This window comes from Streptomyces sp. NBC_00353 (assembly GCF_036108815.1).
GTDB lineage: Bacteria > Actinomycetota > Actinomycetes > Streptomycetales > Streptomycetaceae > Streptomyces.
Genome location: NZ_CP107985.1, coordinates 6,282,629 through 6,307,326 on the forward strand (window position 1 = coordinate 6,282,629; position 24,698 = coordinate 6,307,326).

General features: G+C 70.1%; 20 protein-coding genes and 2 tRNA genes. 15 read left to right on the forward strand and 7 right to left on the reverse strand.

All coding sequences use genetic code 11. The features are described 5' to 3' along the window. Positions 1-115: 115 nt before the first annotated feature. The 8 genes from OHA88_RS28365 to OHA88_RS28400 all read left to right on the forward strand — a co-directional run bounded on the left by OHA88_RS28365 (position 116) and on the right by OHA88_RS28400 (position 10,624). A complete protein-coding gene (locus OHA88_RS28365) occupies positions 116-1,420 on the forward strand; it encodes an extracellular solute-binding protein (RefSeq protein WP_328627573.1) in 1,305 nt (434 codons plus the stop codon). 2 nt (positions 1,421-1,422) lie between these two features. Continuing rightward, positions 1,423-2,385 carry a carbohydrate ABC transporter permease gene (locus tag OHA88_RS28370; RefSeq protein ID WP_327240225.1) on the forward strand — a complete coding sequence of 321 codons (963 nt, stop codon included), beginning with the start codon at positions 1,423-1,425 and terminating at the stop codon, positions 2,383-2,385. Further along, a complete protein-coding gene (locus OHA88_RS28375) occupies positions 2,382-3,221 on the forward strand; it encodes a carbohydrate ABC transporter permease (protein ID WP_328627574.1) in 840 nt (279 codons plus the stop codon). The genes OHA88_RS28370 and OHA88_RS28375 overlap by 4 nt, the downstream gene beginning before the upstream one ends. 4 nt (positions 3,222-3,225) lie before the next feature. Further along, a complete protein-coding gene (locus OHA88_RS28380; protein WP_328627575.1) occupies positions 3,226-4,860 on the forward strand; it encodes a beta-N-acetylhexosaminidase in 1,635 nt (544 codons plus the stop codon). A gap of 295 nt (positions 4,861-5,155) precedes the next feature. Next, entirely contained in the window at positions 5,156-6,052 is an 897-nt protein-coding gene (locus OHA88_RS28385) for an FAD binding domain-containing protein (protein ID WP_326629912.1), read from the forward strand. Continuing rightward, entirely contained in the window at positions 6,049-7,665 is a 1,617-nt protein-coding gene (locus tag OHA88_RS28390; protein WP_328627576.1) for a 2Fe-2S iron-sulfur cluster-binding protein, read from the forward strand. Before OHA88_RS28385 ends, OHA88_RS28390 begins: the two co-directional genes overlap by 4 nt. After that, entirely contained in the window at positions 7,662-9,998 is a 2,337-nt protein-coding gene (locus tag OHA88_RS28395; RefSeq protein ID WP_328627577.1) for a xanthine dehydrogenase family protein molybdopterin-binding subunit, read from the forward strand. The genes OHA88_RS28390 and OHA88_RS28395 overlap by 4 nt, the downstream gene beginning before the upstream one ends. 101 nt (positions 9,999-10,099) lie before the next feature. Continuing rightward, the gene (locus OHA88_RS28400) at positions 10,100-10,624 is read left to right on the forward strand and encodes a hypothetical protein (protein WP_328627578.1); all 525 of its coding nucleotides are present in this window, start codon (positions 10,100-10,102) and stop codon (positions 10,622-10,624) included. Positions 10,625-10,933: 309 nt separating this feature from the next. Here the strand turns inward: OHA88_RS28400 and OHA88_RS28405 are convergent, their stop codons facing one another. Continuing rightward, positions 10,934-11,317, reverse strand: coding sequence for a hypothetical protein (locus tag OHA88_RS28405; protein ID WP_328627579.1), 384 nt, complete (start codon positions 11,315-11,317; stop codon positions 10,934-10,936). Between the two features lie 883 nt (positions 11,318-12,200). On the opposite strand from OHA88_RS28405, the gene mycP reads away from it, so the two are divergent. Further along, positions 12,201-13,574, forward strand: coding sequence for a type VII secretion-associated serine protease mycosin (gene mycP / locus OHA88_RS28410; RefSeq protein ID WP_328627580.1), 1,374 nt, complete (start codon positions 12,201-12,203; stop codon positions 13,572-13,574). Positions 13,575-13,701: 127 nt separating this feature from the next. Continuing rightward, positions 13,702-14,400 (forward strand): hypothetical protein, encoded by a 699-nt coding sequence (locus OHA88_RS28415; RefSeq protein WP_328627581.1) that lies wholly within the window; start codon positions 13,702-13,704, stop codon positions 14,398-14,400. A gap of 80 nt (positions 14,401-14,480) precedes the next feature. On the opposite strand, the gene OHA88_RS28420 is transcribed toward OHA88_RS28415, so the two are convergent. After that, positions 14,481-14,552: transfer RNA gene (locus OHA88_RS28420), tRNA-Cys, on the reverse strand. A 19-nt stretch (positions 14,553-14,571) separates the two neighbouring features. Then, the gene (locus tag OHA88_RS28425; RefSeq protein WP_328627582.1) at positions 14,572-15,744 is read right to left on the reverse strand and encodes an acyltransferase family protein; all 1,173 of its coding nucleotides are present in this window, start codon (positions 15,742-15,744) and stop codon (positions 14,572-14,574) included. Positions 15,745-16,125: 381 nt separating this feature from the next. Here OHA88_RS28425 and OHA88_RS28430 point away from each other — a divergent pair, with 381 nt between their 5' ends. Next, positions 16,126-16,365 carry a GntR family transcriptional regulator gene (locus tag OHA88_RS28430; protein WP_328627583.1) on the forward strand — a complete coding sequence of 80 codons (240 nt, stop codon included), beginning with the start codon at positions 16,126-16,128 and terminating at the stop codon, positions 16,363-16,365. Between the two features lie 125 nt (positions 16,366-16,490). Here the strand turns inward: OHA88_RS28430 and OHA88_RS28435 are convergent. After that, a tRNA-Cys gene (locus tag OHA88_RS28435) sits at positions 16,491-16,562 on the reverse strand. A gap of 218 nt (positions 16,563-16,780) precedes the next feature. Between OHA88_RS28435 and OHA88_RS28440 the strand changes: the two genes are divergently transcribed. From OHA88_RS28440 to OHA88_RS28455, 4 genes are all read left to right on the forward strand, one after another. Beyond that, entirely contained in the window at positions 16,781-18,244 is a 1,464-nt protein-coding gene (locus OHA88_RS28440) for an MFS transporter (protein WP_328627584.1), read from the forward strand. A gap of 287 nt (positions 18,245-18,531) precedes the next feature. Continuing rightward, the gene (locus OHA88_RS28445; RefSeq protein WP_037822492.1) at positions 18,532-20,313 is read left to right on the forward strand and encodes a DEAD/DEAH box helicase; all 1,782 of its coding nucleotides are present in this window, start codon (positions 18,532-18,534) and stop codon (positions 20,311-20,313) included. 495 nt (positions 20,314-20,808) lie between these two features. Continuing rightward, positions 20,809-21,450 carry an IclR family transcriptional regulator gene (locus tag OHA88_RS28450; RefSeq protein WP_030923018.1) on the forward strand — a complete coding sequence of 214 codons (642 nt, stop codon included), beginning with the start codon at positions 20,809-20,811 and terminating at the stop codon, positions 21,448-21,450. 154 nt (positions 21,451-21,604) lie between these two features. Further along, positions 21,605-22,393, forward strand: a complete 789-nt coding sequence (locus OHA88_RS28455; protein WP_328627585.1) for a S16 family serine protease — start codon at positions 21,605-21,607, stop codon at positions 22,391-22,393. A gap of 106 nt (positions 22,394-22,499) precedes the next feature. On the opposite strand, the gene OHA88_RS28460 is transcribed toward OHA88_RS28455, so the two are convergent. From OHA88_RS28460 to OHA88_RS28470, 3 genes are all read right to left on the reverse strand, one after another. Further along, complete coding sequence (locus OHA88_RS28460; RefSeq protein ID WP_328627586.1) at positions 22,500-23,792, reverse strand: MFS transporter; 1,293 nt, start codon at positions 23,790-23,792, stop codon at positions 22,500-22,502. A gap of 2 nt (positions 23,793-23,794) precedes the next feature. Continuing rightward, positions 23,795-24,004 carry a hypothetical protein gene (locus tag OHA88_RS28465; protein ID WP_328627587.1) on the reverse strand — a complete coding sequence of 70 codons (210 nt, stop codon included), beginning with the start codon at positions 24,002-24,004 and terminating at the stop codon, positions 23,795-23,797. 77 nt (positions 24,005-24,081) lie between these two features. Next, complete coding sequence (locus OHA88_RS28470; RefSeq protein ID WP_328627588.1) at positions 24,082-24,690, reverse strand: winged helix-turn-helix domain-containing protein; 609 nt, start codon at positions 24,688-24,690, stop codon at positions 24,082-24,084. Positions 24,691-24,698 lie beyond the last annotated feature (8 nt).

The window sequence follows — 24,698 nt, forward strand, 5'->3', positions numbered from 1 at the left end:
ACAGATTGGTTGAGACCACTTGTCGGCGTCCGTGACCCCTCCTACTCTCCTGCCAGTTGTGCAGAACGAAACGCACGTTGCATATGTTGCAACGCTCAATCCGTAGGGGTTCCGGATGAAGCTTTCCGCCCGAATTGCCGCCCCGGTCGCGGCGCTTGTACTGGCCGGCCTGACCGCCACCGCCTGCGCGCCGCAGACCTCCGACACCGGCGCCAAGGGGGACGAAAAGAGCGGGACGCTGCGCGTGTGGCTGTTCCAGGAGGTCGGCAACAAGCCCAAGGAGCAGGTCGTCGACGCGGCGGTGGCCGACTTCGAGAAGACCCACAAGGGTGCGAAGGCGGAGATCGAGTACATCCCCGTCGACACCCGCGCCCAGCGCATCAAGGCCGCCTTCAACGACCCCAAGAGCGCCCCGGACCTCATCGAGTACGGCAACACGGACACGGCCGGCTACGTCAAGGACGGCGGACTCGCCGATGTGAGCAAGGAGTTCGCGGCCTGGGACGAGGCCAAGGACACCGACCCGACCGCGAAGCAGTCGGTGACGGTCGGCGGCAAGGTGTACGGGGCGCCGCTCTTCGTCGGCGTACGCGCGCTGTACTACCGCACCGACATCTTCGAGGACCTGGGCATCGAACCCCCCAAGTCGCAGGCCGAACTGATCTCCACCGCCAAGAAGATCCACAAGAAGAAGCCGCAGCTGTACGGCCTCGCCGTCGGTGGCGCGTACACGTACGGCGCGATGCCGTTCATCTGGGCGAACGGCGGCGAACTCGCCGACGAGAGCGGTGGTACGTACAAGGCGGCCATCAACAGCGACCGGGCCCGCAAGGGCATCGAGGCGTACACCTCGCTCTTCGGCGACAGCAACTGCCCGGCCGCCAAGTGCGCCGCGATGGGCGGCAACGCGACGGTCACCGCCTTCGCCTCCGGCAAGGCGGCCATGGCGATCGGCGGCGACTTCAGCCACGCCGCCGTCGAGGCGGGCTCGGTGAAGGGCAAGTGCGCGGTGGTTCCGCTGCCCGGCGCGTCCGAAGGATCGATCGCCCCCGCGTTCGCGGGCGGGAACAACATCGGTGTGCTGAAGAGCAGTTCGCACCGCACCCTCGCCGTGGACCTGATGAAGTCGCTGACCGGCAAGCAGACCCAGGAGAAGCTGTTCGACGCGATGGGCTTCCTGCCGACGTACACCGATGTGCGGGCCACGGTCGCGCGGAAGGAGCCGTTCGTCGAACCGTTCGTCAAGACGCTGGGCGCGGGCGCCAAGTTCGTCCCGGCCTCACCGGGCTGGGGCCAGATCGACTCCTCGCTGATCCTGCCGACGATGTTCCAGGAGATCGTCAGCGGCCGTAAGGACGTGGCACGGGCCTCGGACGACGCGGCGAAGAAGATGGACGCGGCGTTCGCCGACGCGGGCTGACGATGACGGCGAACAGTACGGCGTACAAGGCTCCTGCGGCGGCCGGGACGGGCAGCACACCCCGGCGCCGCATTTCCCGGGGACCGGCACGCCGCCCCGGCTGGACCCCCTGGCTCTACCTGCTGCCCGCGCTCGTCCTGCTCGGCGGGCTCCTCCTCTACCCGATCTACCAGCTCGGTCTGATCTCGTTCCTGGAGTACACCCAGGCCCAGGTCAGCGGCGGTGAACCGACCACCTTCCAGGGGTTCGGGAACTACGCGACGCTCTTCGGCGACAGCCAGTTCTGGCAGGTGCTCCTCGCGACCGTGGTCTTCGCCGCGGCCTGTGTGCTCGCCACCCTGCTGGTCGGCTGCGCGCTCGCCGTCCTGCTGACGCGCGTACGGGCCCTGCCCCGGCTCGCGCTGATGCTGGCGGCGCTCGGCGCCTGGGCGACGCCCGCGATCACCGGCTCCACCGTCTGGATGTTCCTTTTCGACCCGGACTTCGGACCGGTCAACAGGGTGCTGGGGCTGGGCGACTTCTCCTGGACGTACGGGCGCTACAGCGCCTTCGCCCTGGTGCTCCTCGAAGTGCTCTGGTGTTCGTTCCCGTTCGTGATGGTGACGGTGTACGCGGGCATCCGGGCGATCCCCGCCGAGGTGCTGGAGGCGGCCGCGCTGGACGGCGCCTCGCAGTGGCGGATCTGGCGGTCGGTCATGGCGCCGATGCTGCGGCCGATCCTCGTCGTCGTCACCATCCAGTCGATCATCTGGGACTTCAAGGTCTTCACGCAGATCTATGTGATGACGGGCGGCGGCGGCATCGCGGGCCAGAACCTGGTGCTCAACGTGTACGCGTACCAGAAGGCGTTCGCGTCCTCGCAGTACAGCCTGGGCTCGGCGATCGGGGTCGTGATGCTGGTGATCCTGCTGGCCGTCACGCTGGTCTATCTGCGCCTGGTACGGCGCCAGGGGGAGGAACTGTGAGCGTGCTGCGCATCCGTCGTCCGGGCAGGCTGGCCGCCGAGGCCGTCGCGCTGCTGATCGCCGCCGCGGTCGCCTTCCCGCTGTACTGGATGGTGCTCTCCGCACTCAAGCCGGCGGGAGAGATCCAGTCCACCGACCCCCGGCCGTGGACGCTGTCGCCGTCCCTGGACTCCTTCCGCCGGGTCCTCGAACAGCACGATTTCGGCCGCTACTTCCTCAACAGCCTGATCGTCGCCGGCACGGTCGTCGTCGCGTCCGCGCTGGTCGCCTTTCTGGCGGCGACGGCGGTGACCCGTTTCCGTTTCCGGTTCCGCACCACCCTGCTGATCATGTTCCTGATCGCGCAGATGGTGCCGGTGGAGGCGCTGACCATCCCGCTGTTCTTCCTGATGCGGGACTTCGGCCAGCTCAACACGCTCGGTTCGCTGATCCTGCCGCACCTCGCCTTCTCGCTGCCGTTCGCGATCTGGATGCTGCGCGGCTTCGTCAAGGCCGTCCCGGACGCCCTGGAGGAGGCCGCCTACATCGACGGCGCGAGCCGCACCCGCTTCCTGTGGCAGATCCTCTTCCCGCTGGTTCTCCCGGGGCTCGTGGCGACCAGCGTCTTCTCGTTCATCTCGACCTGGAACGACTTCCTGTTCGCCAAGTCCTTCCTCATCAGCGACACCTCGCAGTCGACGCTTCCGATGGCGCTGCTGGTCTTCTTCAAACCGGACGAGAACGACTGGGGAGGGATCATGGCAGCCTCGACGGTGATGACCGTCCCCGTGCTGGTCTTCTTCGTACTCGTACAGCGACGCCTGGTCTCGGGGCTGGGCGGAGCGGTTAAGGACTGACGACATGGACATGGAACTGATCCCGGCACCGGTGAGCGTCGGCGACCAGGGACGGTGCGGTTTCCTGATGGACCGGGCCACGAGCATCACCGCGCAGGACGGCACCGAGTCCACCGAACGCTGGCTGCGCTCCACGATCGGGGCCGCCTTCGGTCTGTCGCTCCCACCGGGAGTCGAGGGCAAGGACAACACCATCCTGCTGCGGATCGACCCGGCCCTGGAGCCCGAGGGCTACCGGCTGTCCACCGGGACCGGCCGGAGCGTCGTGATCACCGGCGGCAGCCCCGCCGGGGTCTTCTGGGGCGCTCAGACCCTCCGGCAGCTCCTGGGACCGGAAGCGTTCCGCCGGGCACCCGTCCCGACCGGCGTTCCCGCGCGCATTCCGTTCACGGACATCGAGGACCGGCCCCGCTTCTCCTGGCGCGGCCTGATGCTCGACGTCTCGCGGCACTTCCTGCCCAAGGACGATGTCCTGCGCTACCTCGACCTCCTCGCCGCCCACAAGCTGAACGTCTTCCACTTCCACCTCACCGACGACCAGGGCTGGCGCGTGGAGATCAAGCGCTACCCGAAGCTCACCGAGGTCGGCTCCTGGCGCTCCCGCACCAAGCACGGGCACCGGGCCTCGGAGCTGTGGGACGAGACCCCGTACGGCGGCCACTACACCCAGGACGACATCCGCGAGATCGTCGCGTACGCCGCAGAGCGGCATATCCGCGTCGTCCCCGAGATCGACATCCCGGGCCACTCGCAGGCCGCCATCAGCGCATACCCGGAACTGGGCAACACCGACGTCATCGACACCACCACCCTCTCCGTGTGGGACACCTGGGGCGTCAGTCCGAACGTACTCGCGCCCACCGACAACACCCTGCGCTTCTTCGAGGGCGTCTTCGAGGAGCTCCTCGACCTCTTCCCGGCCGCCACCTCGCCGTTCATCCACGTCGGCGGGGACGAGTGCCTCAAGGACCAGTGGAAGGAGTCCCCGACCGCCCAGGCCCGCATCAAGGAGCTCGGCCTGGCCGACGAGGACGAGCTGCAGTCCTGGTTCATCCGGCACTTCGACCGCTGGCTCACCGCGCGCGGCCGCCGCCTCATCGGCTGGGACGAGATCCTCGAAGGCGGCCTCCCGGACGGCGCGGCCGTGTCGTCGTGGCGCGGGTACGCGGGCGGCATCGCCGCAGCCGAGGCGGGGCACGACGTCGTGATGTGCCCGGAGCAGCAGGTGTATCTGGACCACCGTCAGGACGGCGGCCCCGACGAACCGATGCCCATCGGGTACGTCCGCACCCTCGAGGACGTCTTCCGCTTCGACCCCGTACCGCCGGGCCTGACCGAGGAGGCGGCCGGTCACATCCTCGGCACCCAGGCCAACGTGTGGACCGAGGTCATGCAGAACCGGTCCCGAGTCGACTACCAGGTCTTTCCGCGGCTCGCGGCCTTCGCGGAGGTCGCCTGGTCGGCACTGCCCGCCCCCGCCGACCGGGACTTCGCTGATTTCGAACGGCGAATGACGGCGCACTACGCCCGACTTGACGCGCTCGGCGTCGAGTACCGGCCGCCGGGCGGCCCGTTGCCGTGGCAGCGACGCCCCGGCGTTCTCGGACGTCCGATCGAGGGGGCGCCCCCGAACGTGTGAGCCCGGCCGCAGTGCGGGTCCGGCCACCACGGTTCCTGGGAACGTGGTGGCCGGTAAGCGTTCACCGCACGAACGGAACAAGTCGTACAAACATGGCTGAAGAGTGCCAATTCACACTCTGCGCCGAAGAGGTGCGAAACAGGACTATCTTCCAGGTCGGGGACAGATGCACCCTTCGCGGACCCTCGCGTCGGTCCGATCGGAAGATGTGCCAGAGTTGCCACGTCCGGGCTTCGAGCACGTACCGTACGGCGAAACAAGCCGGACGCCGGGACACCGGGAAGGGGCAGCTGGGTTGACCACGCACGCACCGCAGGCGGCGCAGTCCGTGACGCTGCCCGCCTCGCTCGACGAGGCCGTGGCGGCGCTCGGCGCCATGCCTGCCGCCGTTCCTGTGGCCGGTGGCACGGACTTGATGTCGGCCGTCAACAAGGGGCTCCTGCGTCCCTCCGGACTGGTCGGCCTCGGCCGGATCAGCGAGCTCCGCGGCTGGCACTACCAGGACGGTCACGCCCTGCTCGGCACCGGACTCACCCACGCCCGCATGGGGCGGCCCGACTTCGCCGCCCTGATCCCCGCCCTGGCCGCGTCCGCGCGCGCCGCGGGCCCGCCCCAGATCCGTAACGCCGGGACGCTCGGCGGCAACATCGCCACCGCCGCCCCGACCGGCGACGCCCTGCCGGTGCTCGCCGCCCTGGAGGCCGAGCTCGTCATCGCGGGCCCCGGCGGCGCCCGCCGCGAGATCCCCGTCTCGCACCTGCTGGCCGGCCGCGAGATGCTCGAACCCGCGGAGCTGATCGGCTTCGTCCGCGTACCGCTGCTGCACGCCCCGCAGGTCTTCCTGAAGGCGACCGGCCGCACCGGCCCCGGACGCGCCACCGCATCCGTCGCGATCGTCCTCGACCCGGCCCGGCGCGGGGTGCGCTGCGCGGTCGGCGCCATAGCGCCGATGCCGCTGCGCCCGCTGGAGGCCGAGCGGTGGATCGCCTCGCTGATCGACTGGGACGGTGAACGGGGCCTGGCACCCGACGCGCTGGCCGCGTTCGGCGAGTACGTCGCAGCGGCGTGCATCCCGGACCAGGCACCGCCCGCCGACGGGGGCGAGGCGCCACCGCTGCCCCCCGCCGTACTGCATCTGCGGCGCACGGTCGCCGCGCTCGCCCGACGCGCGCTGGGGAGGGCACTGTCGTGAGCAACAGCAACGCCAACCACGAGGACCACAACGAGCAGCACGGGGGCTGGCAGCCGACCCCGCAGGGCGGCGAGTACGACTCCGAGGCGACCGCCTTCGTCCACCTGCCGCCGGAGGACCTGGCGAACGCACCGCTGGCTGCCCCCGGCCATGGCTACGTACCGCCGATGATCCTGCCGCTGACCCCTGCGGCCGGGCTCGACCCGGCGGCGACGGGCAGCTGGGTGGTCCAGACGCAGGGCCTGCCGGAGGGCGGCGCGGAGCAGCCCGCGCAGGGCACGGTGCACTGGCCGGATCCGAACCAGCAGCACGGCTACCCGCAGCACGAGCAGCAGGCCCCGGGCGAGCAGTACCCCCAGCACCAGCAGCACTCCCCGGGCGAGCAGTACCCGCAGCACGAGCAGCACTCCGCGGGGGAGCAGTACCCGCAGCACGAGCAGCACTCCCAGCACGAGCAGCACGGTGAGCAGTCGGCCGCGACGGGCCAGTGGGACTTCGCCGAGGCGACGGCCCCGGAGCCCCTCGGCCACACCGGCCAGTGGACGATCCCGGTGGCCGAGGGCGACCTCCCGGACGAGTCCGGCGAGTTCACGACCTCGGCGCTGGCCTCCCAGTGGTACGGGGACCGGACGCCGCCGGCCACGCTGCCGGGCGGCGCGCCCGCGCCGTGGGCGACGGAGCCGGAGCCGGCCCCCGAGGCACCCGAAACGGCTGTGGGGACGCCGGCGCACGGCGTGGACGTCACGCAGGCGCCTGACCCGGAGTCCACGCGCGTCCACGTGCAGCGCGACGCGGACGCCGAGCTGCCGACGGAGCCTGCCGCCGACCCGACGGCGGACCTCGTGCCGGGCCCGGCCCCGGACCTGGTCCCCGACCTCTCCCCGGACCTGGTCCCCGGTGTCGGGACCGACGCCGACATCCCCGCCGCCACGCTCGCTGCGGAGGAGGCCCCGGCCGACGTACCGCCCCTCGACCCGGCACCCCTCGACACGTCGAGCGAGCACCCCGCCGCCTCCTACGTCCTGCATGTGAACGGCGCCGACCGCCCGGTCACCGACGCCTGGATCGGCGAGTCGCTGCTGTACGTGCTGCGCGAGCGGCTCGGCCTCGCCGGTGCCAAGGACGGCTGCTCGCAGGGCGAGTGCGGTGCCTGCAACGTCCAGGTCGACGGTCGGCTCGTCGCCTCCTGCCTGGTCCCCGCGGCCACGGCTGCGGGCAGCGAGGTCCGTACGGTCGAGGGCCTGGCCGTCGACGGCGAGCCGTCCGACGTCCAGCGGGCCCTGGCCAACTGCGGCGCCGTCCAGTGCGGCTTCTGCATCCCCGGCATGGCCATGACCGTCCATGACCTGCTGGAGGGTAACCACGCCCCCAGCGAGCTGGAGACCCGCCAGGCGCTCTGCGGCAACCTCTGCCGCTGCTCCGGCTACCGCGGCGTGCTCGACGCCGTGAGCGAGGTCATCGCGGGCCGCGAGGCCAGTGCCGAAGCCGCCGCCGTGCCCGGCCCCACGTCCGCATCCGCGGAAGCGCACGCCGACGAGGCGCGCATCCCGCACCAGGCAGCCCCGGGTGCCGGTAGTGTCCAGCCACATCTGCAGGACGGAGGCATGGCGTGAGCAACGACGCAGCCACCGCGGCCAACGCGACCCGCACGACGCTCACCACCCCGCCGGTCGACAGCCCCGACACCGAGCCGCCCGTGTTCGGCCTCGGCGCCTCGCTGCCGCCGGCCGACGCACGTGCCAAGTCCGAGGGCACCTTCCCGTACGCGGCCGACCTCTGGGCCGAGGGACTGTTGTGGGCGGCGGTGCTGCGTTCCCCGCACCCGCACGCCCGAATCCTGTCCATCGACACCACCGCCGCCGCCGGGATGCCGGGCGTGCGTGCGGTCGTCACGCACGAGGACGTCCCCGGCGACGGCGCGTACGGCCGCCGTGTGGTCGACCGCCCGGTCTTCGCGTCCGAACTGGTCCGCCACCACGGCGAGCCGATCGCCGCGGTCGCCGCCGACCACCCCGACACGGCCCGCCTTGCCGCGGCGGCGGTCGTCGTCGAGTACGAGATCCTGGAACCGGTCACCGACCCGGAGAAGGCCTTCGAGGCCGAGCCCCTGCACCCCGACGGCAACCTGATCCGTCACATCCCGCTGCGCTACGGCGACCCGGACGTCGCGGGCGAGGTCATCGTCGAGGGCCTGTACCGCATCGGCCGCCAGGACCCGGCCCCGATCGGTGCCGAGGCCGGACTCGCCGTGCCCCGCCCGGACGGCGGCGTGGAGATCTACACCGCCTCCACCGACCCGCACACCGACCGCGACCTCGCCGCCGCCTGCTTCGGTCTGGAACCGGACCGGGTGAAGATCGTCGTCACCGGTGTCCCCGGCGCGACCGGCGACCGCGAGGACCCGGGCTTCCAGCTGCCGCTCGGCCTGCTCGCCCTGCGCACCGGCTGCCCGGTCAAACTGGCCGCCACCCGCGAGGAGTCGTTCCTCGGCCACGCCCACCGCCACCCGACGCTGCTCCGCTACCGCCACCACGCGGACGCGGAGGGCCGGCTGGTGAAGGTGGAGGCGCAGATCCTCCTCGACGCGGGCGCGTACGCCGACGCCTCGTCCGAGTCCCTGGCCGCCGCGGTGGCCTTCGCCTGCGGTCCGTACGTCGTTCCGCACGCCTTCATCGAGGGCTGGGCGGTCCGTACGAACAACCCGCCGTCCGGCCATGTGCGCGGCGAGGGCGCGATGCAGGTCTGCGCCGCGTACGAGGGCCAGATGGACAAACTGGCGGCGAAGCTGGGCATCGAACCGGCCGAACTCCGCCTGCGCAACTCCCTCTCGACCGGCGACATCCTGCCCACCGGCCAGACCGTGACGTGCCCCGCCCCGGTCGCCGAACTTCTGCGAGCGGTACGGGACTTCCCGCTCCCCACACTCCCGAAGGACTCTCCCGAGGACGACTGGCTGCTGCCCGGCGGCCCGGAGGGCGCGGGCGAGCCGGGCGCGGTGCGCCGCGGCGTCGGCTATGCACTGGGCATGGTCCACATGCTCGGCGCCGAGGGAGCGGACGAGGTCTCCACGGCCACGGTCAAGGTCCACGACGGCGTCGCCACGGTCATCTGCGCGGCGGTCGAAACCGGCCAGGGTTTCTCGACCCTGGCCCGCCAGGTGGTCCAGGAGACCCTGGGCATCGAGGAGGTCCACGTGGCCTCGATCGACACCGACCAGCCCCCGGCCGGCCCCGCCACGCACGGCCGCCACACCTGGGTCTCCGCCGGAGCCGTCGAACGGGCCGCGAAGATGGTCCGTACACAGCTCCTCCAACCGCTGGCCCACAAGTTCGGCATGTCCACGGAGCTGCTCCAGATCGCCAACGGCAAGATCACCTCGTACGACGGAGTGCTGTCCACGACGGTCACAGAAGCGATGGACGGCAAAGAGCTCTGGGCCACCGCCCAGTGCCGCCCCCACCCCACCGAGCCGCTCGACGAGTCCGGCCAGGGCGACGCGTTCGTCGGCCTCGCCTTCTGCGCGGTCCGCGCGGTAGTGGACGTCGACATCGAACTCGGCTCGATCCGCGTGGTGGAGATGGCCGTCGCCCAGGACGTCGGCCGGGTCCTCAACCCGTCCCAGCTGGCGACCCGTATCGAAGCCGGCATCACCCAGGGCATCGGCACGGCACTGACCGAAAACCTCCGCACGGCCCGCGGTCTGATCCGCCACCCCGACCTAACGGGTTACGCACTGCCGACATCGCTTGACGCGCCGGACATTCGCATCGTCAAACTCGTCGAGGAGCGCGACGTGGTGGCCCCCTTCGGCGCCAAGCCCGTCTCGGCGGTCCCGGTGGTGACGTCCCCGGCAGCGGTGGCCGCGGCAGTCCGCGCGGCGACGGGCCGCCCGATAAACCGCCTCCCGATCCGACCGCAGGCGGCTGTGGCAGCGGCCAACTCCTGACCGATTTGCGTTGCACATGCAACACGGAGATGCGCGCTGTCCTCGCTGCTGACTACAGTGATCCCCAAAGCTGAAGACAGCTGCATACGGGGGAGGTTGCTGTGCTGCCGAGTGACGCCGGAGGGTCGGCGGAAACACCGGGCGGGCCGTTCGGGTCCGTCGTCGGTTTCGCGCAGAACGCGGTCGGTGAACTGGTCACCGAGCTTTCGTCGTTCACGAAGTTCCGCGACCGGATCGACGAACTCCTGCGCGACCTCAAGGCATCGCCGGCCGGACCGAAGAAGGTGGGCGAAGAGCCCATGGTCCGCACCCAGTTCGGCGGCGGCCACAACGGCTGGGCCGAGGCGGCCGACCTGTTTCTCTCGTACCAGACGGTCATCACCCAGCTCGAATCGCTCTCGAAGCTGCTGTCGGACTCGATAGAGGGCATGGGCATCGCGGTGCTCGCGTCCCACAAGGGCTACGAGAACCTCGACGTGGACATCCGGCGCCGCATGCTCGCGATCAACGACAACGCGCAGGAGCACTACGGGGGTTCGTACGACCCGACGGTGCCGGCCAAGCAGCATGCCGACCAGCGGGCGGCGGCGAAGCCGACGCCCGGCGAGTCCACCGGGACCATCTGACCGATGCAGACGACGATCAGCGGCTTGGCACGGGCATAGACGGGGGCACGAGATGGACCACGGGGAAAGCGGCTCGGGTACGCCGTTCGAGAGCATGTCCCACGAGGAGATGCTGGCGTGGCTGGACCAGGCCAACAGCGGGGCGATACAGGGTGCGGCCGACCGACTGGTGAGCGCGGCCAAAGAGATCCGCAAGATCGCGGAAGACCTGAAGGTGCGCCCGCAGTGGGTCGAATGGAAGGGCGAGGGCGCCGACGCATTCCGCACATGGAGCGCGGACCTGGCCAACTCCACGCTGCGCCTGGGCGATTACAGCGAGGGCGCGTCGAAGTGGCTGACGCAGGCTTCGAACGCGGTCGCGTCGGCCCAGGCGGCGATCCCGCGCACCCAGGCGGGTGCACATGCCAACCTGGACGCGGCGTTGGCGGCGCGCAATGACCCGGATGCGTCGGCGGTTGCGCAGAAGTCGGCGGAGACGCTGATCGCAACCCAGGAGGCGAACCGCCAGGAGGCGGCTGCGCAGATGCGGAAGCTGGCGCAGACGTACTCGTTGTCTGCTTCGCAGATGGACGGACTGGAGAAGCCGGCGTTTCCGCCCCCGCCGCAGGCGATTGTGCCGAAGGACGAGGTCGGCCGTGGCCAGGACGAGTCTGTCGCGGGCGGTACCGGGAGCGGTGTCTCTTCCGATCGCACCGGATACACGTCGGTGACACAGGGACCGGGCGCGGATTCATCGGGCCGTGTGTCTGCACCCTCAGGAAACATGATCGGGTCCCAGCCTGCGGGAAGCACCCCCATCTCGAGGCCGGTAGACATGGGGATTGACGGAGTCGCCACGCTGCCGGACGCTCCGTCAGTTCCGTCCGTGACCCCGTCAGGTCTTCCGGGAGGAGGCAGGCCTGAAAGCGTCCTCCCTTCCACGGGAGTTCCCGTACCTCCCGCCTTCGGCGGCGGACCTGTGATGCCATCCGGTCCAAGTGGCGGGGGCAAGGCGACGGGGATCTCGCGTCCATCGATGCCGGGCACCGGGGTAGGTCCACTCGGTTCTGGTCCTATCGGTCGCCCCTCTGGAGGCGGCGGAATCACCGGGGGACGTGCAGTTCCCCAGACTTCAGGGCGCCCGGCGGGTGGAATTCCTCGTGGGACGGTGATCGGTGGCGAGGGAACACAGGGACGTGCGCCGATGGGCCGTGCCATGGGTGCAGGAGGCGTGGGTTCCGGCATCGGTCCTGGCCAAAGCGGGATGAGCGGCGGCCGTCGTCTCGCAGGCGAAACGGGCGGCATTGTAGGTGGTCGTTCTCAGCAGCCCGGCCGCACTGGCATGCGCCCATTCACACCTGGGGGGTCTGGCCTGGTGAGGGCCGCCAGGCCAGCCGAGGGCGCGCACGGTGTTGGTCCGGTGGGGAGGGGCGCACCGATGTCTCCGCACAGTTCTCGGACGGGGGATCCGCGTCGCGATGAGGGAGGCGAGCGACCGGATTACCTCACTGAAGACCAGGAGACCTGGCAGCAGGGTGCCAGACGTGTTGTGCCTCCGGTCATCGACTGATCAGCGAGAGAACGGCAGAGGAAGCAGATGAGTACCAGTAGTAGCAGTACGGAACTCTTTCGTCGTCGAGTCGTGGTCTCCGCGATGTTGGGGCTGCTACTTGCAGGCTCTGCTGTCGGGCCCGCGCATGCGGACTCCGTGCGCTCCAGACAGTGGCATCTCACCGCCATGAGGGCCGAGGAGATGTGGGAGACGAGCACGGGTGAGAACGTTACTGTTGCTGTTATTGACTCAGGCGTCGACTCTTCAAATCCGGATCTTCAAGGCCAGGTGCTCAAGGGTAAGGATCTGGCGCCGAATTCTCCTGGAGATGAACGCACCGATTACAACGGCCATGGCACTGGAATGGCCGGATTGATCGCCGGAACGGGGAAGTCTGGTGGAGGAGATGGTGCGTTCGGCCTCGCTCCTGGATCCAAGATTCTCCCCATTCGGATGAGGGACGATGCTGGTCGCGTCAATGGCGCTACCGGTGATGCAAACTTCAATAGAGACTTGCCCATTGCTATCCGCTTCGCGGTGGACCATGGGGCAAAGGTCATTAACATTTCTCTGGGGAATGGCACCGGATCGCGACAGGTCTCGGATGCCGTTAAATATGCGCTCGAAAATGGCTCGCTCATCTTTTCCGCCGTTGGAAATAGCGGCGATGAAGCCAATGCTGTTGAGTATCCGGCCGGTACGCCTGGCGTCGTGGGAGTGGGGGCGATCGGTGAGGACCTCCGCAAGGCTGGCTGGTCTCAGTACGGGCCACAGGTAGACCTCTCAGCGCCGGGCGTCAACATGATCCACGCCTGCGGCGGAGAGACTGGTGTGTGTAAAGGCAAGGGGACCAGCGACGCGACCGCCATCGCCTCCGCTTCTGCCGCGCTCATCTGGTCCAAGCACCCGGACTGGACGAACAATCAGGTCCTGCGCGTCATGCTCAACACGGCAGGCGGCCCGACCAGCGGCGCCGAGCGTACTGACTACATCGGCTACGGCGTCGTCCGCCCCCGCATCGCGCTGAAAACCCCCGGCGACCCCGGCCCGGCCGACGAGTACCCACTCCCCGATCTCGCGGCAGCCGAGAGCGCTCAGCCCTCAGCCAAGCCCTCCCAGGCGACCGGAAGTTCAGAGAGCGACGACAAGCCGGCCACCGCAGCCCCGGCATCCGGTACCGACAGCAACACTGGCCTCTGGATCGGCCTCGGTATCGGTGTCGCCGCTCTTATCGGCGCAGCGGTCACCGCCTTGGCCATCCGCTCCCGCCGCCGCAGGTCCGCCGCACTTGTGCCGCAGCCCTATGGGCCTCCGCACCCGTATCAGCAGCCTCCGTACCCGGCCTATGGACCCCCACCGGGTGCTCCTGGCTCCAATTCTCCGTATGGAGGCGCGCCCGGGCAAGGGCCGAACTTCTGAGGACGGGGATGGCGGCCAGGTGGTCGAGGCCACGGTCAAGTGGTCCGTTCTGACGGTGAAGTCGACGAGCGAGCCGAAGTACGCCCGGTGGTGAGTGGGGCAATGACACGGAAGAATGCTGATGTTCATGAGTGGTAGGCGTATCTGCAGAGGGCTCTCCCGCGCGGTTGTCGCAGCCGCCCTGCTGGCCGGTGCCGTCGGCTGCGGAGGGGATGAGGACGACCCCGCGAAGGCGGCCCGGGAGCAGTCTGTGGCCCCTGAGCGGCTCTGTGGAGGTGCCGCCGTGTCCGCCGGGGCGGGGAAGGCGCTGAAGGCCATCACCGGCTCGTCGCGGTTCGAGGCGTCCGCCGAGAAGTCCACGGTGGCCCACGCCGCAGAGGAGCTGGTCGGCATTGTCTCCGGCCGTATCCCCGAGCCCGTCGGCAACAAGGGCGACGTCTGCCGCATCTATACCCCGGTCGGGACGCCTGGCTACGAACTCCGTGTCACCTGGAGATTGTCCAACGAGGCCACGGGGGCGGACACCAAGCCACCCTCGGGGTTTACTCGGCTGGAGATCGGGGAGTGGGCGGCTGCCGCCCACGACGAGGCCTATGTCCGGTTCATCTGCCGGAGCCAGAAGCTGCCCGGGTCCGTGCAGAACCCTGCGTACGTCGAGATGAACGTCGAGCGGATGGGGATGCCGAAGGAGCCCGAGGGCGACGTCGAGGCACTGAAGAGGGCCTACGCGACCGTGGCGCACTCCGTGTCGCTGGCCATGGCGAAGCAGCTGGACTGCGAGGGGGACGGCGGACTCGAGGCGCAGCCGTCACTGGACCCCGCGTAACGCAGGGAGCACAAGGGACGGCCGAAATGGCGGCACCCCACCGGGGTGCCGCCATTTCGTTTCGCCTGGTCAGGCGCCAGAGGCCGCGACCGGAATCGAACCCGCGTAACTCGCTTTGCAGGCGAGTCCCTCAACCACTCGGGCACATGGCCGAGTGTGCGCGTCGCGCGATCAAGTCGCCGTGGTCGGCTGCTCGGCGGCACTGCGGGGCGCCGGAACTGTCGCCGTCACCGTGGACGGGGCGGGCGCAGTGAACGTCTCCGTGAACACCGGCTGCGCACGTGGCGGGGCAGGGGCGAACATCCAGCCGATGGACGGTCGGGTCAGTGGCCGAACCAGTCGGCGGACCGGCGGAGAGCCGAGCGTCATCGTCAGCAGGACCGCGCAAAGCACCAGACCGGCGATCTCGACGGGGGTATTCACCCGGGAGATCCAGCCCTGTTCCCGGAACGGCATGATGACCAACGGGTGCAGCAGATAGATGGTGAAGCCGCCCGCCCCCAACGCGGAGATCAGCGGCAGCCGCCGTCGGGGCATCAGCCTCAGCAGGCAGAGCACCAGGGCCGCGGCCGAGGCCAGCACCAGCAGCCGGATGACCCAGGCCCATTCGAGGCTCATCGGATCGGCGACGGAGTAGGGGTGGCGCATCGACAGCCAGTTGCCCTTGATGTCCCGGTGCCACAGCCAGCCGGCGACACAGGAGGCCAGAATGCCGGCGATCGCCACGGGCAGGCTCCAGCGGCTGGTGAACCAGGTGTGCAGATAGCCCTGGCCGATCCGCCAGCCGAGGTAGAACAACGGCATATAGACAAGGGTCCGACTGGCGGAGAAGGCCATCCCGAACTCGTCGATGTATCCCACCGCGAGGGCGACGCCGGTGGTGATCACCAGCGGGTGGCGCAGCTGCACCACCAGCGGCAGCAGCAGCCGCCAGAAGAAGAGGGACATCAGGAACCACAAGGTCCACGGCAGTTGGACGACATGCAGGGTGAACTCGGCGCCCAGCCAACGGCTCTCCAGCGAGAAGAGCAGACTGAACACCAGGGCGGGCAGCACGATGCTCTGCAGCAGGGAGCGCAGGGGGCGGGGACCGAGCGGACCCGGGCTGCTGAACACACCGGCCAACATGACGAAGGCCGGCACTCGGAAGGCCCAGCTTGCGATGTGGAAGGAGTGCAGCACGTCCTCCCGTTCCATGATGCTGCCCACGGTGTGCAGAACCACGATCAGTGTGGCGGAGACGAACCGAGTGTTGTCCCACCATGGATCCCTGGCCCGTTCGGCCCGCGCAGTCCCTTGGGGATTGCCGGTGACGGCGGCGGATCTCGGGAGTGGCTTGTCCATCGCGGCGAGGCTCCTGACAGCGGGCCGGCCGTGACATGGGCTGCCGCACTGGTGATCGAATCGGGTGGATGGGCACACTGTGCCCGACCGTCGCGAAGGAGCCGGTTGCCGCTTCAGGTTCATACGGTGAACCCCGCATGTACATCAGGGGCAAGGGGTGCCGAGAGCGTGACGATGCCTGCGCCGGAGTATGAGAGGGCCGTGTCGGTCCTGGGGCCCGCGCCCGGCTTACGCCCCCGCCACCGCTCCTGCCGGCTCCAACTCGCCTTACGGAGCCCCCGGCGCAAGGCCCGTACTCTTGAATTCGCAAACGGGACCTTGCGGACAAGGTGCGGTAAACTGCGGTCGCGCGGTGTACCGCGGATATCTAGCGTCAACTGCATGAGTGAGGATCTTGACCGAACGCGCCCTGTGTGGCGCCAGGTGGCGGCAGTGATCACTGCTCGCATCGCGGACGGCGCTTACCCGGTGGGCGGGAAGGTCCCCAGCGTGGTGGAGCTGTCGACGGAGTTCGGGATTGCGGCCTCGACGGCTCAGAAGGCGTTGACCCATCTGAAGGCCGAAGGGCTCATCCGTACCGAGGTCGGTCTCGGTTCGTTCGTTGCCGATGGGCCGTCGTAGCTCCGGTTGTGGCTTCGGGCCGACCCGGCCGCGGGGCGGGCCCTGGGCGGGAAATGAAGGTGGGGAAGCGGCCCCGAACGGGCCGCTTCCCCACCTTCAGCAGATCCGCGTGACTCCCGGACCGGAGACCGTGACCGGATTCGAACCGGTGTAACTCGAGTTGCAGTCGAGCCCCTGAACCACTCGGGCACACGGTCGTGCACTTCTTGCGTTTTCTGCGTGTCCTGCTGATGTGTCGACCGTAGGGGCGGTGGAGGCGGGCGCTCAAGGGTGCGGGGCGGGGTGCAATGCGACTGCCATACGCCGTTCATGGTCGGCGCCCCGTTCCGCGCCCCCGGTCCTACGACCAAGGGACCAGTGCGCGACCGACTCGCGCCAGGGGTCAAAGCGGATCTTGCCCCTTACTCTTGGGCTCATGACCGCCCTCGAACCGCGTGACGCCGATGTCTCGCCCCATGCTGTGGACACTCCCGTCGTCGCCGAATCCGAAGGGCTGCTGGGCCGGACCTATCGGGCGCTCAGCATCGGCATCGTCTCCGTCGTGTTCCTGATCGCCTTCGAGGCGACCGCCGTCGGGACCGCGATGCCGGTCGCCGCCCGTGAGCTGCACGGCATTCCCTTGTACGCGTTCGCGTTCTCCGCGTACTTCACGACCAGTCTCTTCGCCATGGTGCTCTCCGGGCAGTGGGCGGACCGGCGCGGGCCGCTGGCGCCGCTGGCCGCCGGGATCAGTGCTTTCGGGGCCGGGCTGCTGCTGTCGGGGACGGCGGGCAGCATGTGGATGTTCATCGCCGGGCGGGCCGTGCAGGGGCTCGGTGGCGGGCTGGTGATCGTGGCGTTGTACGTGGTGGTCAGCCGGGCCTATCCGGAGCGGATCCGGCCGGCGATCATGGCCGCTTTCGCCGCGAGCTGGGTCGTCCCGTCCGTCGTCGGGCCGCTCGCCTCCGGCAGCGTGACCGAGCATCTGGGCTGGCGCTGGGTCTTCGTCGGGATTCCGGTGCTGGTGGTCTTCCCGCTGGCCCTCGCGCTGCCCGCGATCCGGCGCATGGCGTCCGGGCCTGCCGATCCGTCGGCGCCCGTCGAACCGTACGACCGCCGGCGCATCGGTCTGGCGCTCGGTATTTCGGTGGGGGCCGGTCTGCTCCAGTACGCGGGGCAGGAGCGGAACTGGTTCGCGCTGGTTCCGGCCGCCGCGGGCGTCGCTCTGCTCATTCCCGCCGTACGGGGGCTGCTGCCCACGGGCACCGGGCGGGCGGCGCGCGGACTGCCGTCGGTGGTGCTGCTGCGCGGGATCGCCGCCGGGTCGTTCATCGCCGCCGAGTCCTTCGTGCCGCTGATGCTGGTGACGCAGCGCGGACTGTCCCCGACGATGGCCGGGCTGTCGCTGGCCGCCGGGGGCGGGACCTGGGCGCTCGGCTCGTACGTCCAGGCCCGGCCGCGCCTGGAGCCGTACCGGGAGCGGCTGATGGTGGGCGGCATGGTGCTGGTCGTGGCGGCGATCGCGGGCGCACCGTCGGTGCTGATCGCGTCGGTGCCGGTGTGGACGGTGGCCGTCGCCTGGGCCGTCGGGTGCTTCGGCATGGGCATGGTGATCGCTTCGACGAGCGTGCTGCTGCTGAAACTGTCGGCGCCGGAGGAGGCGGGGGCCAACTCCGCCGCGCTGCAGATCTCCGACGGGCTGTCGAACGTGCTGCTGCTGGCCGCGGGCGGCGCGGCGTTCGCCGCGCTCGGCGGCGGCGCGGTGGGGGCGGCGCACGACGCCGTGGAGGCGGGGGCGTCCGGGGCGCATCCGGGGGCGTTCGCGGTGGTGTTCCTGCCGATGGCGGGGGTGGCGCTGGTGGGGGCGTGGGTGGCGGGCCGGGTGCGGGAAAAGGCGTAGTACCGCGTGATCGCACGGCATACCGCTCACGCACGGCTGGTCTGAATCCACGGTTCACCGACGAGGAGCCGGCCGTCTCGACATGCCCGGGATCGCTGCGGAACTGCCCGTGTTCGCTGCGTGGAACTCCCTGTGAAGAGGGTCTCAACGGAGCCGAACCATGGTTCGTCCATACGGGGTTCCGGCCGGGCCCCCGGTAGGGTGGCCCGGTTGTCGTATCGCGTGCGAGCCCGTCCCGGCCCGTGCGGACAGCGCCCCACGTACCCGAGAGCCCCGAACCGGAGACCGTGACTACTACCGCCTCCCACCACCTCTCACCCGCCTTTCCCGGCCGCGCCCCCTGGGGCACGGCCGGCAAGCTGCGAGCCTGGCAGCAGGGCGCCATGGAGAAGTACATCCAGGAGCAGCCGCGTGACTTCCTCGCGGTTGCCACGCCCGGCGCAGGGAAGACCACCTTCGCGCTGACCCTCGCGTCATGGCTGCTGCACCACCATGTCGTGCAGCAGATCACCGTCGTCGCGCCGACCGAGCATCTGAAGAAGCAGTGGGCGGAGGCGGCCGCCCGGATAGGGATCAAGCTCGACCCCGAGTACAGCGCGGGACCCGTGAGCAAGGAGTACCACGGGGTCGCGGTCACGTACGCGGGTGTCGGCGTCCGTCCGATGCTGCACCGCAACCGGTGCGAGCAGCGCAAGACCCTCGTGATCCTCGACGAGATCCACCACGCCGGTGACTCGAAGTCGTGGGGTGAGGCCTGCCAGGAGGCGTTCGACCCGGCGACCCGGCGGCTCGCGCTCACCGGTACGCCGTTCCGGTCCGACACGAACCCGATCCCGTTCGTCGCGTACGAGGAGGGGAACGACGGGATCCGGCGGTCCTCGGCCGACTACACGTACGGGTACGGGAACGCTCTCGCCGACGGCGTCGTCCGCCCCGTGATCTTCCTCAGCTACAGCGGCAACATGCGCTGGCGCACCAAGGCCGGTGACGAGATCGCCGCCCGCCTCGGCGAGCCCATGACCAAGGACGCGATCGGGCAGGCCTGGCGGACCGCGCTGTCGCCCACCGGTGACTGGATCCCGAACGTCCTCTCGGCCGCCGACAAGCGGCTGACCGAAGTGCGCAAGGGCATTCCGGACGCGGGCGGTCTCGTCATCGCGACCGACCAGGAGTCGGCACGCGAATACGCCAAGATCCTCAAGAAGGTCACCGGTGAGAAGGTGACCGTGGTCCTCTCCGACGAGAAGGCCGCGTCGAAGAAGATCGACAAGTTCAGCGAGGACGACTCGCGCTGGATGGTCGCGGTCCGGATGGTGTCGGAGGGCGTCGACGTGCCGCGCCTCGCGGTCGGTGTGTACGCCACCACCATCTCGACCCCGCTCTTCTTCGCCCAGGCCGTCGGGCGTTTCGTACGGTCGCGCCGGCGCGGCGAGACCGCTTCCGTTTTCGTGCCGACCATCCCGATGCTCCTCGACTTCGCCAACGAGATGGAGGTCGAGCGGGACCACGTCCTCGACAAGCCCAAGAAGGGCAGCGACGAGGAGAACCCGTTCTCGGAGGAGGACAAGCTCCTCGCCGACGCGGAGCGGCTGGAGGACGAGGAGACCGAGGAGCAGCTGCCGTTCGAGGCGCTGGAGTCCGACGCGGTCTTCGACCGGGTGCTGTACGACGGTGCCGAGTTCGGCATGCAGGCGCACCCGGGCAGCGAGGAGGAGCAGGACTACCTGGGCATCCCCGGGCTGCTCGAACCCGACCAGGTGCAGCTGCTGCTCCAGAAGCGGCAGACCCGGCAGATCGCGCACAGCAGGCAGAAGCCGGCCGGGGAGGCCGACCTGCTGGAGAAGCCGGCCGAGGCCCGGCCGGTGGTCACCCACAAGCAGCTGCTGGGGCTGCGCAAGCAGCTCAACACGATGGTGTCGGCGTACACGCACCAGAGCGGCAAGCCGCACGGTGTGATCCACACCGAGCTGCGGCGGGTCTGCGGCGGGCCGCCGAGCGCGGAGGCGACGGCCGGGCAGATCCAGCAGCGGATCAAGAAGGTGCAGGAGTGGGCCACGCGCATGACGTGAGGCCGTGAGGCCGCGCGGTGACGGGTGTCGGGTGTCGGTCGGGGCGGGGCTGCGGGCCCCGGACCGACCCCGGCTCTGCCGTCCGGGGCCCGGCGAGGCGGTGATCCGGGCCGGCGAGGTCCTGGCGGACAGAAAAATTGCGCCACATTCGTTTACGGTGAGTTAACGATGGTTCACTTCCGCACACGGAGCGTCGCGGAGGCGTTGGCCGACCTGGACGCGCGTAGATGCTCGAAATCCGGTCGGCGCCGCGCTGACCGGCACTTATGCTTCCGAGGCACAACCGCATTTCCGCGGACGCCCGGATTCTGGACGAGGTCTTCCGCTGAGCGGACCGGCTCGCTACTGTCCCAAAAAAGTGAACGCCCCGTGGCAACGCCGCCGCGGAGCGCAGCCGGTGCCTTGGCCGCCGGCGGCCTCTCCGTGCGTCGCCGCTGGGACCGGCGACGCAACCTCCGTGAGAGTGCCGCCACTCACCAAAGAGGAGAGGGCGTCGTGACCGCGGAGACCTCCCAGACGCTCGACCGGGGACTACGCGTCCTCAAGCTGCTTGCCGACACCGACCACGGTCTGACTGTCACCGAGTTGTCCAACAAACTCGGCGTGAACCGCACCGTCGTATACCGTCTGCTCGCGACACTGGAACAACACGCCCTGGTACGCCGCGACTTGGGCGGCCGGGCCAGAGTCGGCCTGGGCGTGCTGCGCCTGGGCCGCCAAGTGCATCCGCTCGTACGGGAGGCAGCGCTGCCCGCGCTGCGGTCCCTCGCCGAGGACATCGGAGCCACCGCCCACCTGACCCTGGTCGACGGCACCGACGCGCTGGCGGTCGCGGTCGTCGAACCGACCTGGACCGACTACCACGTGGCGTACCGGGCCGGCTTCCGTCATCCCCTCGACCGCGGGGCAGCGGGCCGGGCGATCCTTGCCGCCCGGGCGAAGCCGGTGGCCGAGCCCGCCTTCACCCTCACCCACGGCGAACTCGAAGCGGGTGCGAGCGGCGCTGCGGCCGCGCTGATGGGCGTGACGGGGGTCGAGGGCAGCGTGGGTGTGGTGATGCTCGCGGACGCGGTACCGGAGCGGGTCGGCCCGCGGGTCGTCGACGCGGCCCGTGAGGTGGCGGACGCGCTGCGGTAGTGACCGGGTCCGTCCGGTGGCTGTGCTGTCCTCAAGCGCCGGACGGGGCCTCGAGCATCTGACGGGCCGGTCCGGCCGGTCGGGTGTCCTGGGGCGCCGGCCGGGCCGGGGGTGGCCGCACCCGCCCTCCGCCCCCGGCGGCTAGATTGGGCGGGTGGTCACTCGTCTCTCGCGCCCCCGCACCCTCGCCCTCTGCGCCCTGCCCGTCGTCGCGCTGTTCGGCGTGGCCGCCTTCGCGCCGCTGCCGTTCACGCTGGCGCAGCCCGGTACGACCGCGAACGTGCTCGGGGACGTGCGCGGCACGCCCGTGATCAGCATCGAGGGCACGCCGACCCGGTCCACCAGCGGTCAGCTGCGGATGACGACGATCATCGCGACCGGGCCGAAGGCGGACGTCGGTCTGGGAGATGTGATCGACAGCTGGTTCCGGACGGACCGTGCGGTCCTGCCCCGCGACTCGGTCTACCCGACCGGCGGCTCCGAGAAGGAGATCGAGAAGCACAACCTCGAGGACATGGAGAAGTCGCAGAACGCCGCCGTCGACGCGGCCCTGACGTACCTCGGAAAGCCCCCCGGCTCGGTGGACGTCACCTTGCATCTCGCCAATGTGGGCGGGCCCAGCGCCGGCCTGTTCTTCGCGCTCGGCATTGTCGACAAGCTCGACGGCAACGGCTCCGGCGGCGATCTCACCGGGGGCCGCACCGTCGCCGGCACGGGCACGATCGAGGCGAACGGCAATGTCGGCGCCGTCGGCGGGGTCTCGCTGAAGACCCAGGCGGCCAAGCGCGACGGGGCGACCGTCTTCCTCGTCCCGAGGGCCGAGTGCAAGGAGGCGGGCGCCGAGCTCCCGAAGGGGCTCAAGCTGATCCCCGTCACGACGCTGAAGAGCGCGGTGTCCTCGCTGCAGGCGCTGGAGCAGGGCCACAAGGTCCCGAGCTGCTGACGGCCGGGCCGTGATCCGGCCCGGCGCGACTCGGTCAGTGCCGCCCCGACCTGACCTGACCTGACCCGACCTGACCCGACCCGGTCGGTGCGTGCGGGCCGCCCGCCTACTCGCGTGAGACGTCTGCCTTCACCGCGGCGGCCGCGTCACCGCCCCGCACTCCCTCGGACGGCCTGTCGTCCATCGTGCGCCACACGGGGAAGACCATCGGGCTCACCGTCGCCAGCAGGTACACCCCGCCCAGCGCCAGCAGCGCCCCGTCCACACCCACGCTCTCGACCAGCAGCCCCGCCACCAGCCCGCCCACCGGCAGTGCCAGCTCGCAGCCCGCGGTGATCGCCCCGGAGACCCGGCTGCGGAGCCGTTGCGGTACGCGTTCGTACATCACCGTGGTCAGGATCGGGTTCAGTACCCCGCCCGCGAGACCGCCGAGCAGCATCGTCACGGCGAGCGGCAGCGTCGTGTCCGTCAGCGCGGCCACCACGAACCTCGGCCCGCCGCAGAGCACCACACACACCGTGAACACCGCCCGCCGTGAGAACCGGTGCCCCACCGCCCCGTACACCAGCGCGCCGGTCAGGCCGCCCGCCCCGAACAGTGCGGTGAGCAGCCCCAGTTGGGTCGCGCCGCCCAGTTCACGCTCGGCGTGCACCGGCAGCAGTACGGCGTTCCAGCCCTGGTCGGTGCCGTTCATGAACAGCACCATCACCACGACGGCCAGCAGCAGCCGGTTGCCGAACAAGTAGGTATAGCCCTCGCGCAGTTCGGCGCGGTACGTACGCAGCGAGACCAGCGCGGTTGACTTGCGTGGCTCGGCCGACCGTACCCCTCGTACGCCTGCCGCGATCAGCAGTGCGGACGCGCCGAACGTCGCGGCGTCCAGCAGCAGTACGGTCTCCGCGCCCACGAACGCGATCAGCACCCCGGCCAGCGCCGCCCCGGTCATCCTGGCGCCGCGCGAGGTGGCGTCGAAGAGGCTGGCGGCGCGGGTGATCGTGGTCCCGGCGTGTTCGGCGAGATCCGGCAGGAGGACGTAGCGCGCGGTGTTTCCGGGTGTGTGGACGAGTCCGTTGAGCGCCATCAGCGCGCAGAGCATCCAGAACTCGAGCGCCCCCGCGTAGTGCAGGAGCGGGACGGCGGCGATGGCGAGACCGCACACCGTGTCTGAGGCGACGGAGACCCGCCGCCGTCCTGCCCGGTCGATGACGGGCCCGCCGATCACCGCGGAGACGACGATCGGCAGCGTGGCGCAGAAGGCGACGAGGCCGGCCCGGCCGGCGCTGCCGGTGGTCTGCAGGACGAACCACGGGACCCCGATCAGGGTGAGCGAAGTACCCGCAGTAGATATGGAGTTGGCTGCGAGAAGAGCGGCGAGCGGCTTGCGGTTCCCCCCGTCCATGGCTAAGCCGTGCGAGGGGTGCTGGGGGCGGGCAGGCCATGGCGGTTCGGTAGGACGTGCAGGCCCAACTCGACCAGGGCCCATCCCAGGCGCATGCGGAGGCTCTGCCGCGGTGACTGGCGGGGCCGGCGGGACAGGCGGAACTCGGAGGCCTGCTGCTGCAGTTCGGCGGAGCGGAGGTGGTGCAGCGGCAGGTGCGTGTCGGGGTGCATGGCGAAGTCCTCTCGGGCGGTGAGGTCAGGCGGTGCGGCCGGGTGGTGGGGTCGGGCGGCGCGGCTGGGCCGTGCGGTCAGTCGGTGGGGCGCGGGAAGACGTGCAGATGGGTGCGGACGACGGCCGAGCCCTCGGTGTCCTCGGCGACCCGGCCCCGGTAGCTTTCGACCAGGTCGTGGATCTTCTCGGCGAGCTCCAGCGAGAGCTCCGGGGTGAGCCGCACCTTGAAGTCGCTCACGTCCCACGAGTGCTGCCACTCCTCGGACCACTCGTGCATGGTGCCGAGCCAGGTGTTCAGCTCCTGCGTGTGCGAGCCGGCGATCTCGTGCAGGACGACTCCCATGGCGCCGCGCACTTCGGGGTTCGGGTCGCGCAGGAACTCCGCCGTCCGGTCGAACGCCGTACCCATGTGCACGGCCCGCCACCACCGCTCGCGGCCCTTGCCGAGCGTCGGGTCGTCCTCGACGAAGCCGTACGTGGCCAGTTGGCGCAGGTGGTAGCTGGTGGCGCCGCTGGACTCGCCGAGCCGGTCCGCCAGTCCCGACGCAGTGGCGGGGCCGAACTCCCGGAGGGTGTTGAGCAGGCGGAGCCGCAGGGGGTGGGCGAGGCCGCGCAGGGTTCGGGCGTCGACGCGGTGGATGTTCGGGTCGAGCGGCTTCTCGCCGTCGGCTTCGTTCGCTGCCATGCTTCGAC

Coding starts and splice junctions, on each gene's coding strand:
- OHA88_RS28365 (WP_328627573.1), top strand. CDS start 116: ATGAAGCTTTCCGCCCGAATTGCCGCCCCGGTCGCGGCGCTTGTACTG.
- OHA88_RS28370 (WP_327240225.1), top strand. CDS start 1,423: ATGACGGCGAACAGTACGGCGTACAAGGCTCCTGCGGCGGCCGGGACG.
- OHA88_RS28380 (WP_328627575.1), top strand. CDS start 3,226: ATGGACATGGAACTGATCCCGGCACCGGTGAGCGTCGGCGACCAGGGA.
- mycP (WP_328627580.1), top strand. CDS start 12,201: ATGAGTACCAGTAGTAGCAGTACGGAACTCTTTCGTCGTCGAGTCGTG.
- OHA88_RS28415 (WP_328627581.1), top strand. CDS start 13,702: ATGAGTGGTAGGCGTATCTGCAGAGGGCTCTCCCGCGCGGTTGTCGCA.
- OHA88_RS28425 (WP_328627582.1), bottom strand. CDS start 15,744: ATGGACAAGCCACTCCCGAGATCCGCCGCCGTCACCGGCAATCCCCAA.
- OHA88_RS28430 (WP_328627583.1), top strand. CDS start 16,126: ATGAGTGAGGATCTTGACCGAACGCGCCCTGTGTGGCGCCAGGTGGCG.
- OHA88_RS28440 (WP_328627584.1), top strand. CDS start 16,781: ATGACCGCCCTCGAACCGCGTGACGCCGATGTCTCGCCCCATGCTGTG.
- OHA88_RS28460 (WP_328627586.1), bottom strand. CDS start 23,792: ATGGACGGGGGGAACCGCAAGCCGCTCGCCGCTCTTCTCGCAGCCAAC.
- OHA88_RS28465 (WP_328627587.1), bottom strand. CDS start 24,004: ATGCACCCCGACACGCACCTGCCGCTGCACCACCTCCGCTCCGCCGAA.
- OHA88_RS28470 (WP_328627588.1), bottom strand. CDS start 24,690: ATGGCAGCGAACGAAGCCGACGGCGAGAAGCCGCTCGACCCGAACATC.